Origin of the sequence: Treponema sp. UBA3813, from assembly GCA_002368605.1 — a bacterium.
Classification (GTDB): domain Bacteria; phylum Spirochaetota; class Spirochaetia; order Treponematales; family Treponemataceae; genus Treponema_D.
Genome location: DFEB01000049.1, coordinates 1 through 13,402, shown reverse-complemented (window position 1 = coordinate 13,402; position 13,402 = coordinate 1). Strand labels below are relative to the sequence as shown.

Genomic DNA, 13,402 nt, shown 5'->3' with positions numbered 1-13,402 from the left:
TTTATATGAAAATAACAGTTCTTGACGGGCATGGTCTCAATCCTGGGGATCTTTCTTGGGATGGAGTAAAGGCTCTTGCAAGTGAATTTACAGTATACGATCGTTCTCCTCAAGAACTCGTTGCCGAGCGAATCGGCGACAGCGAAATCATTCTTTTAAACAAAGTCCGAATCACAAGCGAAATTATCGAGAAATGTCCTCGTCTTCGCTATGTTGGCGTTCTTGCCACAGGCTACAATGTTGTTGACACAAAGGCTTGCCGCGAGCGCGGAATCACGGTTACTAATATTCCTTCTTACAGTACCAATGCGGTTGCCCAGCATGTCTTTGCTTTTATCCTTCATTTCACAAATCTTGTGGCTTCTCATTCAGCTTCTGTTCACGAGGGCAAGTGGATTTCAAATCCTGATTTTTGTTACTGGCTCTCCCCCCTCACGGAACTTTCCGGCAAAACCTTAGGCATTTTTGGTTTCGGCCATATTGGTCAGAAGGTGGCAGAAATCGCACTTTCTTTCGGCATGAAGGTTATCGTACACGCTCATTCTGAGGAATCTTTTAAAAAGGGCTTGGATTGCCTTTCCCTTCCATCTTCAAAACTTTCTGAAATTTCTTCTGTTTCTCTTGAGGATTTGTTCAAAAAATCAGATTTCCTATCCCTTCATGCGCCCCTCACTCCTGAAACAACAGAGCTGGTTAATGAAAACACTCTTTCTCTTATGAAACCTTCCGCAATTCTCATAAACACGGCTCGTGGCGGAATGATTAGCGAAAAAGATGTAAGGGCGGCTCTTGATTCTAAAAAAATCGCGGCTTATGCGGCGGATGTTCTTTTGGAAGAGCCAATGAGCAAAAATTGTCCGCTCTATAAAGCCCCGAATTGCCTTATTACGCCCCATTTGGCTTGGGCACCAAAAGAAACCCGGCTTCGCTTGCTTGACATCGCAATCGGGAATATCAAAGCATTCATGGCAGGAAAGCCAGTTAATGTAGTAAATTAAAGATGCTGATTTTTTCGGCATGACATTTATAAAGAGGTATAAAAAATGGGAAAAACAATCGCCCAAAAGATTTTTGAGTCACATCTTGTTGACACTCCCTTTCCGGGAACTTATGTTCTCAAACTTGACCGCGTTTTCTGTCATGAAATCACAACGCCTGTCGCAATCAATGATTTGGTTGAGCGGGGCAAAGACCGTGTTTTCGATGCCACAAAGATTAAGGCTGTCATCGACCATGTAACTCCTTCAAAAGACAGCAAAACTGCAACACAGTCAAAGATTTTGCGTGACTGGGCTCACCGCAACAATATCAAAGACTTCTTCGATATCGGTGCAAACGGTGTCTGCCATGCCATTTTCCCCGAAAAAGGCTTTGTCCGACCGGGCTATACTGTAATCATGGGTGACAGCCACACTTGTACTCACGGAGCCTTCGGTGCTTTCGCCGCTGGTGTCGGCACGACTGACCTTGAGGTTGGAATCCTTAAGGGCGTTTGCTCTTTCCGTGAGCCAAAATCAATCAAATTCGTATTGAACGGCAAACTTAAAGAAGGCGTTTACGCAAAGGATGTAATCCTTCACCTTATCGGTAAAATCGGCGTAAACGGAGCCACAAACTGCGTTATCGAGTTCACAGGCCCGGTCGTTGACAACATGGATATGGAAGAGCGAATGACTCTCTGTAACATGGCAATCGAAGCCGGCGGTACCAGCGGAATCTGTTTCCCTGACGCAAAAACCGTTGATTACCTTTGGGAATTCATCAAAGACGAATACAAATCAAAGGAAGATGCTATCGCTGATTACGCAAAATGGCGTGACGATGACGACGCTGAGTATGTAAAAGTCATTACTGAAGATTTGTCAAACTTGGCTCCTGTCTGCACTATCAACTACAAGCCGGATCAGATTAAAAAGATTTCTGACATGAAAGGCACAAAAGTCGATCAGGTTTACATCGGCTCATGCACAAACGGACGAATCTCTGACCTTAGAATTGCGGCAAAAGTTCTCAAAGGCCACCATCTTGCAGACGGAGTCCGCGGAATCGTTTCTCCTGCAACTCCGAAAATCTACAAGATGGCTGTGGACGAGGGAATCATCGATATTTTCCTTGATGCAGGTTTCTGCGTAACTAACCCGACTTGCGGCGCTTGCTTGGGTATGTCAAACGGCGTTCTCGCTGAGGGCGAAGTCTGTGCCTCAACCACAAACCGCAACTTCAACGGTCGAATGGGTAAGGGCGGCATGGTTCACTTGATGAGCCCTGCTTCCGCTGCGGCAACGGCAATTACCGGAACTATCGCAAATTCTGAACTTTACAAAGGCTAATTAAGCCGTTTTATTATAGAAGCTTAAAAGGAGAAAACTATGAAAGCTTTTGGTGGAGATGTACTCTTCTTGGATCGCTCAGATATCAATACTGACGAAATCATCCCTGCAAAATATCTTACGGAAGTCTCAAAACAGGCACTCAAGCCTTACCTTCTTGAAGATCTTAAACTTGAAGGATTCGATGCAAAACGCGATGTTCCTAACAAAAAGGTAATTATCACCCGCGAGAATTTTGGTTGCGGTTCAAGCCGTGAGCATGCTCCCTGGGCTTTGGAAGTGAACGGAATCTACACCGTCATCGCCCCGAACTTTGCACGAATTTTCTATCAGAACATGTACAACTGCGGTCTTTTGGCTCTCAACATGCCAAAAAAAGACATTGATGACATGTTCCGCACTTTCGGCAACAAGGACTGCGAGTGCAAAATCGAACAGAAAGAAGACGGAACCTGGAAGGTAAAGCTCATTGCTGGCAGCCTTTCAAAGAGCTATCCATTCAAGCTTGAGGGATTTGAAAAGGCTCTCGTCGAGAACGAAGGCTGGATTGGTTTCGCGGATTCGAAATATTAATCAAAAATAAGCTGCAATCAGCTTACAAAAAAATGGGCTCCCGTCGGGAACCTGCCAAACAAATCGCGGTTGAAGCCCTTCGGGACGCTTCGCTCTTCAAAGCGATTTTTTGTCAGAACCCCGACTCCGCCCATTTTTTTTGCATTTCGGACATATTTTGATTACTCTTTCTTTGCAGAGAGTCTGCTTTTGGCTATTTTCTGATGAAAAAAAGTTTTTTTGCTTGGCTTGTTTTTCTTTATGTTCTTCTCTTTCTGGTGATTCCGCCGATTGTTTTTCAGTTTTTTGTGGAGCGGAATGATAAATTTGTGGCTTTCTACCCTTTTTCCACTTTTCTTTTGGGAGCTATAGCATTTTTGATATATATTTCTGCGCTTAAGGGGAAGATTTTTGAAGAGGAAATTTTGTCTGAGAGGCAGCCTTTTTTTCTTTATTCCAGCAATGCCCTTGTCACTTTTGGCGCCCTTTGCCTTTCTTCGGTGATTTTTGAGCTGATTGCTTTTTTTGCGGGAAGCAAGGCGGGGCTTCATTCTGTCGTCTTTCCAGCAGGATTTCTCGGAAAAGTTGATTTTGTCTTCGGCGTGATTTTTGCGGCTTTCTTTGAGGAAGTGATTTATCGTTTTTATCTTCCTAGAGCCTTGAAGGAGCTTTTATTCAAGGTGCGGAAAAATCCTCAGAATGAAAAAATAAACCTAAGGCTTTCGCTTATTGCTGAGACAGCTTCCCTTATTCTTTTTGCACTTCCCCATTTATACCTGGGCTTTTTTGGATTTTTGAATGCCCTTGTTTGCGGAATCATCCTCCGAGTCTGTATGGTAAAAACAAAGATGATTTGGATTTCGTTCGCGGTTCATGGGCTGTATAATTTTTTGTCTTTTGCAGTGCTGGCGGCGATTGCTTAAAAAAGCGAGATTATCCGCTTATAAGTCCATTCTGAAATCTCGTACGTCGCGTTTTCTGAATAAAGGGCGAATCTTGTTTCCTGACTGTCGATTTCGCTTGGCGTGACGTTTTTTGTGTAAAAATAGGAGCCGTCTTGCAATGCGTAGAAAGTCAGCCTGGCGATTCTGCCGTTTCCGTCTTGAATTGTGAGAATTGCCCTGCTTTTTCCAGATTTGCCCGCTTCTTCATGAGAATTGTCTTTTGGCTCGGAAATATTTCCATGTCGTAATGAAAGAAGCGTGCCTGTCTTTTGGGTGAAATTCGGGGATTTTTCTTCGAGGCTCAGTGTTTTTTCAGGAGAAACTTCCGAACCTTCATTTATTTTAAGCGTGATTTTTACAGGATTTTCGATTTCAGGAAAAATTTCTCCTTCTGACCAGTAGTTTGTTTGAGTCGTCAGGTATTGCTGAAAGTCATTTTCGCACTCGTAGGCGGCTTTTGAGCTTTCTGAGCGAAGAAAAATCCTGTTTGTGAGGGAATCTGAATAGCCAAAGTGTACTTTTGTATACAAGCTGCTATTGTTTTTAAGAAAACTTATGCTTGTGCTTAAGTTTTCCGTGAGCCCCAGCCTTTCATAATCAGAAAATTTCTCTGAGATAGCGTAGAGCTTCCGAATTTTTGCGGCATTTTCAATCAGTGAGTTGATGATTTTTGAGTCCGCTATGGTGCATATTGTCTGTCCCTTTTCGCTTTCTTTTGAGAGGAGCCAGAAATCCCCCTGTTTTTTTAGCGTGATAGTGCCGCTTTCGCCCGTCCCTATCTCAATCAGGCTTACTTCGCTTTTGTGGCTTGGGTTCAGTATTGCAGATTCAACAGATTTCGCCGCGTTCCTCTCTTTTTTTGAGAAAATCAGGGAAAAGGCGAAAATCAAAATAGATGCGAGAAGAATTTTTAAAAGAAATTTGTTTTGTCTGGTCATTTTTTACTCACCTTCCTGTAATTCTATTTTGAAAACAAAAACTGACTTGTTTTTTGAAGAATCGGCTTCTTGAAAAAGTCGTCGTTCAAGATGGCTTTTCCCGCCTTGTCCCCAATCGGAACGAACCACACTTCGCCCAGAACTGTGTCGTCCCACTTTTTGCCTTTGTAGACGCTGTTGATTGTCATTCGGTATGTGCCTGCTTTCAAAAGCTGCGGATTTTTCACCGCGCTCTGCCAAATCCAGTCAGCAGGAGTTGTCAAAACCTCAAGACATTTGTCCTCAAATTGTAGTTCTGCGATGTTTTTGCCCTCAGACGAAAGAAGCATGGACTTCACGCGGTTGTTGGACTCCCATGTGCTTTTGATTCCGCCTGCGTTTTTGTAAACATTGTAAGGCTCGTCTGATTTTTCATCGTAATAGTACCAGTCTAAGCCATTTTCTGTCTCTCGCTTAAGGCTGCCGCCAAAACGCCGAAGCCCGTTCGTCGCAAAAGGTCCGAGAACGTTTTTTGAAAGCGTGAACTCAATCCATTCGCCAATTCCGTCGCCTTTGACTCCCTCAACCCAGCCGTTCAGAAGATTGCCGTCAAAAGAAGTCTTTGCTTCGTAAGTTGAGTTTTCAAGGTTACTGTCTTCGTTGCACTCTCCGGAATTCTGTGTCGCCCATTCATTGCCTTTTTTGCCCGCAATTTTATACGAGCCGGAAAGCTCTGAGGAAGCGCGAACGCCCGAAACAAAATCCTGCATACTTTTTCTGTTTGAGAGCCACACATCATCATCATAACCATAAGAGTTTAAATCAAATACAAAATATTCGTCTTTCTGTGGCTTGTAGTTTTCGGCACAATATAAATATGTTCTTTTCCAGTTGCACATCTCGCCGAGGTCTGTAATCTCGAACTTTGTCTTTGAGTTTTTGATGTCCATTGAGCTGTCTGTAAGGACAACGAAGGATTTTATATCGCCTTTCCAGGTTCCGCCCGTGGAAATATCGTAAACAAAGCTGTGTCGGTTGCTCCGTCCGCCTTTAGCTGCGTCTATCGCATATTTTACGCTCAATGTTGAAGAGGCGGCTGGCTTGAAGTTCAGCTCGTGGAAAAAGTGCAGGACGACTTTTATCGTGTAAACTTCAGCCTGATCGTGCCTATACGAACTTTCTTCCAGGGCTTCTGTGTATTCGTCGTGCTTTTCGATTGATGTTTCGATTCCCACTGTCTGCACGGCGACTTTCTTGCCGTCCTGTACAATCTGGCAGGGACTGAGCGTTTCGCTTGCCTTGTAGTTTTTCAGCTCGGAAAGATAGTCATTGATTGGGATTGTCCTTAGTTTTTTGTCCAAAGAAAGCAATTCCTCTTTTGTTGCGTCGGTCGTTCCCCAGATATTTTTGTCCCAACCACGCTCTTCGTCAAGTTTGAGTTTTCTGCCGAGTGCGACCTGGAGAATGTCCAGCTTGGAATTAAAGCCGTTTCCCACTTCAATACAATTAGACAAAAAGCCGTCCTTTTTAACAGCAACCTGCGTTGAAACGACGACGGGAAAAGCACAAGGAACAACCACAGTTTGAGCCGTTGTGTTCTTGAAGCCGAAAATCGCCTCGACTTCGTTTCCGTGGAGTTTTTTGAGTGTTTTTGCCGCTTCGTCCTCCCAAGCCCATTTTGAAGACTGTTCCACAATCATCAGCTCTTTTTCAAGCGCAATCTTTTCGTTCGGTTCTTTTACGTAGATGTTTCCGTAAGTCCAGTCCTCTGGATAAAAACTCCCGCCGTCGTCCGAGAATGCATAAAAGGCACTCAGTAAAAACACTGCCGCAAAAACAATCTTTTTCATTGACTTTTTCTCCTCTTACTCTGTTTTGACAAATTTGCTGCCGAACAAATCATGCAACCCAAAAATAATACGATGCTTTTCTTAGAAATAACTTTCATTTTTCCCCCTCCAAAATATTTTCTGCTAGGCTTCGGCCCAGCCTTACCACAACATAAGCCGTGCCTGTCTTTTCGTCGTAAAAACTTTCAGCCACTTCATAGGGAATCTTCATCAAAGAAAAAGTTTCTGCAGTCCGGAAGAATCTTGATTCGGCTTTTGTTTTGCCATCCCCTTCCTGTATCATTGATTTTTCTGCCTCGGACTTGGATAGAATTTTCTGGACAAGGCTGGATTTTATCTGTGATACTGCGGTAAGCTCGGCGATTCTGAGGGCGGTTTCCTTGTCGGCATGAGATTTTCTTGCCGAGCCGTAAAGGAAATCGCTGTCGTTGGGGATGAAGTCCGCGTACCATTCAGGCGGATTCTCTTTTTTGGGAACCTGCATTTTTCCGCTTGTTTTTGTGAGTGTCCTTTTGATTTTTGAGTCAGTGGATTTTTCTTTTGAAATCTGGCTTAAATTCTCGCTTCCGCGGACTCCTGAAAAGTCAGTCCTTTCTTCTTCCCCGTTCTGCCCGCTTCCGTAATTTTTCGTGATTGTCTGAACCTGAATGCTTCCGTCAGCTTTTACTTTTCCGTAAGATTCGCATGTGCTTGAGACGAGCATGTCGCTCATATTCTTAACGCCGGAGCGAACGGTCATGTCAAAGCCGGAATGAAATCTTCCGTCAGAAGAGACAATAACGGGCCATGTTTCAAAATCGCCCTCCTCTTTTTCCTCGTATTCCCAGAGATAAAGACCCTTTTCGATTCTGACTTTCTGCTTTCGTTCGCTTCCGTTATCGGTCAGGATAAAGTCGCCGTCAAAATCTTCTGATGCCCGGTCGCTCTCTTTTGTAAGAAGAAGCCTTCCGTTGATGGTGATTTTTGAAATCTGAGAGTTTTCCTCATAATATCCCTGAAAGAAAAAATCGCCGTTCTTTTTGTAAATTCCCGTGATTGAGGGATTTTGGGGGCTTGTGACTTCCCCGGTCGGTGAGATTGAAATCAGAATCCTTGTCTCAGGCTCGACGAAAGTCCCTGCCTGCATGAGAACAGCGTTTCCATAAGATTTTTTTAGGATGTTCTGGTAAGCGTCCAGCCCGTAGGCCTTGTACATTGCCGTGACCTCAACGCAATCGACATAGCGCTCAAAATCGTAGGAATAGATTCCATCGGGCGGAAAAACTGTTTTCGGAACTGAGGCGCAGGAAAACAAGGCTAAAGCGAAGGCTAGAAACAGTGCTTTAATGTAGAAGTCTCTTTTCATTTTTCCTCTTTAAAAATTACAATAACTGGTAAACAAAAATACTTCCGATTACCTGCTTGGATTTTGACTCCCTGATAAAAAACTGCGGGTTGTATTCGCTAATGGTGCCTTCTTCAATCTCAAAAACGATATTACGCCAGCGGTTTTTCGTGTCTTTATCGATTTTTGATTTATAGTCCTGTCCTTTGTATGAAAGCACTATTTCATCGTTGTCGTATAGGGTATCAATTCTGATTACAATCAGGGTTTTGCGGCCTTTTACGGTATTCTTAAGATTGAACTGAAAAAGGGTGTCTGTAAGATTGTAAGTAGTATCATGAATTAAAACTCCGTCCGGATAATAAAATGCCTGCTTTGTCTTTGAATATTTGCTTATTTTGTTTCCGTTTTCATCTTCTTTTGTGGTAAGGGAGACTTTGTGGGATTCCAAGGCTTCTTCTGACGCAAAATTAATTTTGTCAACGAGGGTCATGCGTTCTGAATCATAGCTGATTATGCGGGAGCCTATATTAGAATTCTCTGAAAGATTTTTTTTCGAATCCGTCGATAAAGCTGCTGAAGTTACCTTTGGCTTTTCTTTTTTGACTACAACCTGAACCTGAACATAGGCTCCGCCGTTTTCAAGGGAATAATCATAGCTCCAGCTGTACAGTTCATGCTTTCCTTTGAGTGCATCATTTTCTTTGTGGTCCTTAAAATATGAATCGAGTTTTTCCGAAGCGGCTTTTTCAGCTTTTGCGCGTGCTTCTTCAAGTGACTGGATTTCATCTGTAACACGAACATGCGCGCAGGCAGAAAATGTCCTGTCGATAAAGTCAGCATATACGCCTTCGGAATTCTTGCGCCTGATTTCCATTTCGCTCACCAGCACTTCTTCCGTATACCAGGAAGGCTTTCCGTCCGCAAAGATATTCGCACACAAAGATGCGAGCAATGTGATTGCTGCAATCGTTTTTTTCATTTTTCTGCTCCCATATACATTCTGCCGTAAATTCCGACTGTCATTATTTTCCCCTCCTCTTTAGCTGAATGAAAACAAAAAAAGCCAGAATCAGAAGCGGGAGAATGCCAAAATTCAGCGCGATTGTGACTTTTCTTGCGGAATTGAACTGGGAGGCGTCCGTGATTTTATACAATGCCGTGATTGGGGCGGATTTTTGCATGAGATCGGAAAGCTCCTCTTCTCCACGGAGATTCAAAAGTTCCTTTGTAAGATAGTCGTAGTTTCTGAAGTCGCCCGTACTTTCGCCTGAAATGAAGCCTGTCATGAGGCTTGAGACGAAAAACTGGTCTGAGACGAGCGAGATATTTCCTTTTTTGGCGGCTACTACGAATTGCCCGGTCTGAGAATCACTTTGGGCTGCTGTTTTGGGGAGCGTGAAGGGATTTGTGAGAAATAAATCTTCATTTGCGTTTGGAGCGGGCTTTTGAAGCCAGGCAAGATTGGTCGTGAACAAAAGCGGCTCGGCATCATTGTAAAGAGCAAGGGGACTTGCCCAAAAGATTGTCGCGCCCTGCTTCGCTTCTTTTTGATTCTGCAGGGCCACCCAAAGAGGATAATTCTGCGTTGTATATTCGGCTGTGTTCCCCTCGCCGCTTTGCATTGTGAGCGGATAGCAGGAGATGTCTTCGACCAGCGCATTCTCAAATGCAAAACCCTTTCCGTTGAGATAGGAAATAAGCAGGTCGTTCTGGGGCTTTGAGATTTTCCATTCGTCTTCAATCGTAGTGTGATACGGGCTTGCCGCAAAAAATGCCTTGCAGCCCTTTTCAATCGCGTTTTCTATAAGAATCGCTTCTTCCTGAGAAAAATCTTTTGTGCCGAAAATGGCGATTTGGTCGTCAGCGGTTAAATTTCTGAGAACTTCGGTGGCCGTAAAGTCATTAAGGACTTCGACCGTAAAGCCCCGGTTTTCAAGCCAGGCCGGAACATACATGTAAGATTCTTCAATCGTGCGTCCGTTACCGCATAAAAGGTAAAGTTTTCTTTCTTTTTGGGTGATAAATTGCTGAACTCGCTGGCTCAAATCATATTCAAGAGTCTGGGTTGAGAGGACAAAGGGAATAATCGAGGACTTTTCGAGATACTGCAGAAGGACAGCCGAATAGACCGTGACGAATTCTGTTTTTGTGCCGTTGTCGTGCCTTATTTGCTGGCCCTGAATACCCAAGGCCTTGAGTTTTTCTTCATCAGCCTTTTCGAGTGTGAGCGTGATATTTTTCTGGCTCGAAGCATAATCCTGTAAAAATTCGGCTACATCTTCAGTCTGCGGGTAAAGATTTTTAAGCTCAGCGGAACGAAAATATGTGATACGAAGGTCACTTTCAAGAGCGGAAAGAAGATTTTTGCTCGTGCGCGAGACCGTGAACTGCTTTTCCCTTGTCAAATCGAATCTGAAATAAAGATTTTGTGAAGAAGCCGAAAGGAAAAGGAGAATCATCGTGAAAAGCAGAATCGTGAGTCGGGAAGATTTTTTACCGAGCCGTTTGTATTCAAAATGTGCCGAAAGCAAAAGAAGCACGAACGAAGCGGCTATATAATAGAAGAAATTTCGGGAATCCAGAATTCCCTTTGAGAAGGAATCGAAATGCCAGGCGAAAGAAAAAGCCTTGCAGAAAAATGCGAGAAGCGAGCCTGTCTTCACATAAAGAGGCAGAAGATGAAGAAAATTGACGAGAGCAAGAACGACAGCCGAAAAAATCAGCGGAAGTGCCGGTGAAGAATAAAAAATCGCAAAGAAAAATGCCGAAAGCGAGGCGGCAGAAAATCCGTAGAGGAAAAGCCCCAGAAATCCCGCAAGGCACTGACCAGGCTCCACAGAGCCAAAACGCAAAACAGAAAGCGGAATCGAAATCAGAAGAAGAATCGGAAGGAAAAAAGCCGTGAAAGAGGCCGTGGCGAGCGCGAAAAATCTTTGGAAAGACTTGACCGGGAGAGAATCGTCGAGAAGAAGACTGCGAAGCCTGAATGTGAGAAGAGGAATCGTGAGGATTGAAATGATGGGAACAGAATTGAAAAATGGGCGCAAGTCTGTGGAGCCTAACCCTGCCACGAAAAATTTTGAGCCGAAAAAGAACCTGAATGCACAGAAAAGAATCGTGAGTAAGGACGAGACATAAAAAAGCGGGTCAATCAGGTATGAAAAAAGCGCGGATTTGTAAAGGGGAAGAAATTTTTTCATTTTTGCTCCCCTACTATATCACTCGCGCTGGTGATTTTAAAGAAGGCTTCCTCAAGGTTTTTACACTTGAATTGGGAAGCGATTTCTTCTGGCCTTCCGCTTGCGGCGATTTTTCCCTGATGAAGGATGTAAACCTTGTCGCAAAGCGAATCGACTTCCTGCATGAGATGAGTAGAAAGCAAAATCGTGTGGTCGGCTTTGAGCGACTTTACGAGAGAGCGCATGTTAATGATTTGGGCCGGGTCAAGGCCAGAGGCTGGCTCGTCCAAAACCAAAACCTTTGGGTTATAGATGAGTGCTTGTGCGAAATTGACACGCTGACGCTGCCCTTTGGAGAGAGTTTTTATCTTTTTGTGGAAGATTTCTTTAAGGGAAAGAGATTCAATTAGACGCGGATTAACGCAGATGGACGCAGATGATTCGAACAAAAAATCCGTCCGTGGATTTTTTGATTCGTACGAGAATTTTCTTTCAGAAAATTCTCTCTTTGCTCTTGTCCCTGCATCCATGCAGGGCATTTTCTGACCATGAAGGCTTGCGACCATGTTCAGATACTCTTCTACTGTGTATTCGCCGGGGAGTTTTGGCTCTTCTTCTACAAAACCTGTGAGATTCCGAACCTGCTCGGCGTTTTCGCTGGCTTCTATTCCTTCGACAAGAACGCTCCCGCTTGTGGCAAAGTGGCGGGCGGTGATGGCTTTTAGGATTGTGGTTTTGCCCGCTCCGTTAAGGCCAAGAATGCCTGTGATGCAACCCTTCTCGCAGGTCATGTTTATGTCCGATACTGCGAAGGACGATTTTGAGGAGTAGGATTTGGTGAAGTTTGTTAGTTGGATCATAATGGTAGTTCCTTTAAGTTGGAAATCGAATATTGAAAAAATGAGCATTAAGGCTTTATTTCAATTCTTTCTTCAATTCCTCAATCAACTCTTCGCTTTTCTTAAACGACACGCTAAGCATATCCAGCAGTTCTGCAGTTGTATGAGTAACTTCCTCTTCCTTCACAAATGGATTTTTAATATCAAGATTCCATCCGCTTTCGGCAATCTTTTCTACAGGAACTTTCCATGCCTGTTCGTTTTCGACTCGCTTGTCCCACCATTCTTTAAGAGAAGCAAACTCGCTCTTCTGAATCGGCTTTGTTTTTGAATAAGATTTCTGACCTTCCGGCAGCTTGTGTTCCCAGTACCAGATTTCTTTAGTAGGCTCGCCCTTTGTAAAAAACAAGAGATTTGTAGCAACACTAGCATAAGGCTGGAAAACAGAATTAGGCAAACGCACAATTGTGTGCACGTTACACTGAGTCAAGAACTCTTCGCGGATTCTCTGTTTTACACCGTCGCCGGTCAACGAGCCATCAGGCAAAACAATTGCAGCACGGCCACCTGCCTTGCCGTCAGGCAGGCCATCACGCAAATATCGAATCATCAAGAGCAAAAACAAATCTGCGCTTTCTGTAGTTCTGAATGCAGCAGGATAATTTGTTTCCACACCATCAGAAACGCTGGCACCAAAAGGTGGATTAGCAAGGATAACATCAACACGTTCTTTTGCGCCGATGCTTGTATACTCGCGGTTCAGGCTGTCCATGTTCATAACATTCGGAACTTCAATATCATGCAGAATAAGGTTTGTAACACAAAGCATAAAAGGAAGCGGTTTAAGTTCCTGACCACGAATTGTTTCTTCAAGCACCTTCAAATCTTCAACAGAATGAACATCCTGCTTTCTGATATTTTCAATTGCACTCGTCAAAAAGCCGCCGGTACCACAAGCAGGGTCAAGCACTTTTTCGCCAAGACGCGGATTAATAATCTCTGTCATAATTTCTGTAACAGCGCGCGGAGTGTAAAACTCACCGTAGTTTCCGGCACTCTGCAAATCACGCAAAAGACCTTCGTAAATATCGCCGAACATGTGACGGTCTTCGCTGGCATTAAAATCAATTTCATTAAGCTTGTTTACAACCTGGCGGATTATAGTTCCGTTTTTCATGTAGTTGTTTGTGCCCGCAAAAATATCACGAATCAAAACAGCCCGCTTGTTGCCGGTAGAAACATCCAGATTCTGCAAACCGGGAAAAAGCTTATTATCAACAAAATCCTTAAGCGCATCCCCAGTCATACCTTCACTGTCTGCCGCCCAGTTCCTCCACTGCAGCTCGCTCGGAATCACAGAAACATAATTATCGCTGATAAGCTCCATTTCAGCTTCCTTATCATCAATGATTTTAAGCGTAATCATCCATCCCAGCTGTTCTATTCTCTGCGCGTCACCAGAAA

The 13,402-nt window shown here is 43.9% G+C and carries 11 protein-coding genes; 4 read left to right on the top strand and 7 right to left on the bottom strand.

Annotation, left to right across the window (positions count from 1 at the left end; genetic code table 11):
- The first annotated feature begins 5 nt into the window (after positions 1–5).
- The 4 genes from B2089_RS07970 to B2089_RS07955 all read left to right on the top strand — a co-directional run bounded on the left by B2089_RS07970 (position 6) and on the right by B2089_RS07955 (position 3,805).
- Positions 6–998: a D-2-hydroxyacid dehydrogenase gene (locus B2089_RS07970; RefSeq protein ID WP_296325066.1), complete on the top strand. Its 993-nt coding sequence runs from the start codon at positions 6–8 to the stop codon at positions 996–998.
- A 45-nt stretch (positions 999–1,043) separates the two neighbouring features.
- Complete coding sequence (locus B2089_RS07965) at positions 1,044–2,330, top strand: 3-isopropylmalate dehydratase large subunit (protein WP_296325064.1); 1,287 nt, start codon at positions 1,044–1,046, stop codon at positions 2,328–2,330.
- A gap of 39 nt (positions 2,331–2,369) precedes the next feature.
- Positions 2,370–2,903: a 3-isopropylmalate dehydratase small subunit gene (locus B2089_RS07960; RefSeq protein ID WP_296686667.1), complete on the top strand. Its 534-nt coding sequence runs from the start codon at positions 2,370–2,372 to the stop codon at positions 2,901–2,903.
- Between the two features lie 404 nt (positions 2,904–3,307).
- On the top strand, positions 3,308–3,805 hold the full coding sequence (locus tag B2089_RS07955; RefSeq protein WP_296325058.1) for a CPBP family intramembrane glutamic endopeptidase: 498 nt from the start codon (positions 3,308–3,310) through the stop codon (positions 3,803–3,805).
- On the opposite strand, the gene B2089_RS07950 is transcribed toward B2089_RS07955, so the two are convergent.
- From B2089_RS07950 to B2089_RS07920, 7 genes are all read right to left on the bottom strand, one after another.
- On the bottom strand, positions 3,802–4,764 hold the full coding sequence (locus B2089_RS07950) for a DUF4340 domain-containing protein (RefSeq protein WP_296325055.1): 963 nt from the start codon (positions 4,762–4,764) through the stop codon (positions 3,802–3,804). The two genes, B2089_RS07955 and B2089_RS07950, sit on opposite strands and share 4 nt — an antisense overlap.
- Positions 4,765–4,787: 23 nt before the next feature.
- Positions 4,788–6,593 (bottom strand): hypothetical protein, encoded by a 1,806-nt coding sequence (locus B2089_RS07945; protein ID WP_296325052.1) that lies wholly within the window; start codon positions 6,591–6,593, stop codon positions 4,788–4,790.
- A gap of 94 nt (positions 6,594–6,687) precedes the next feature.
- A complete protein-coding gene (locus B2089_RS07940) occupies positions 6,688–7,938 on the bottom strand; it encodes a hypothetical protein (protein ID WP_296325049.1) in 1,251 nt (416 codons plus the stop codon).
- Positions 7,939–7,954: 16 nt separating this feature from the next.
- The gene (locus tag B2089_RS07935) at positions 7,955–8,899 is read right to left on the bottom strand and encodes a hypothetical protein (RefSeq protein WP_296325045.1); all 945 of its coding nucleotides are present in this window, start codon (positions 8,897–8,899) and stop codon (positions 7,955–7,957) included.
- Positions 8,900–8,942: 43 nt separating this feature from the next.
- Positions 8,943–11,120 carry a GldG family protein gene (locus B2089_RS07930; RefSeq protein ID WP_296686661.1) on the bottom strand — a complete coding sequence of 726 codons (2,178 nt, stop codon included), beginning with the start codon at positions 11,118–11,120 and terminating at the stop codon, positions 8,943–8,945.
- A complete protein-coding gene (locus B2089_RS07925; protein WP_296686659.1) occupies positions 11,117–11,890 on the bottom strand; it encodes an ABC transporter ATP-binding protein in 774 nt (257 codons plus the stop codon). Before B2089_RS07925 ends, B2089_RS07930 begins: the two co-directional genes overlap by 4 nt.
- A gap of 124 nt (positions 11,891–12,014) precedes the next feature.
- On the bottom strand, positions 12,015–13,402 hold a 1,388-nt coding region (locus tag B2089_RS07920), incomplete at its 5' end, for an N-6 DNA methylase (protein WP_296686655.1).

Bases quoted from the DNA above. Each gene is read 5' to 3' on its own strand.
- B2089_RS07970 (WP_296325066.1), top strand. From the start codon at position 6: ATGAAAATAACAGTTCTTGACGGGCATGGTCTCAATCCTGGGGATCTT.
- B2089_RS07965 (WP_296325064.1), top strand. From the start codon at position 1,044: ATGGGAAAAACAATCGCCCAAAAGATTTTTGAGTCACATCTTGTTGAC.
- B2089_RS07960 (WP_296686667.1), top strand. From the start codon at position 2,370: ATGAAAGCTTTTGGTGGAGATGTACTCTTCTTGGATCGCTCAGATATC.
- B2089_RS07950 (WP_296325055.1), bottom strand. From the start codon at position 4,764: ATGACCAGACAAAACAAATTTCTTTTAAAAATTCTTCTCGCATCTATT.
- B2089_RS07945 (WP_296325052.1), bottom strand. From the start codon at position 6,593: ATGAAAAAGATTGTTTTTGCGGCAGTGTTTTTACTGAGTGCCTTTTAT.
- B2089_RS07940 (WP_296325049.1), bottom strand. From the start codon at position 7,938: ATGAAAAGAGACTTCTACATTAAAGCACTGTTTCTAGCCTTCGCTTTA.
- B2089_RS07935 (WP_296325045.1), bottom strand. From the start codon at position 8,899: ATGAAAAAAACGATTGCAGCAATCACATTGCTCGCATCTTTGTGTGCG.
- B2089_RS07930 (WP_296686661.1), bottom strand. From the start codon at position 11,120: ATGAAAAAATTTCTTCCCCTTTACAAATCCGCGCTTTTTTCATACCTG.
- B2089_RS07925 (WP_296686659.1), bottom strand. From the start codon at position 11,890: ATGACCTGCGAGAAGGGTTGCATCACAGGCATTCTTGGCCTTAACGGA.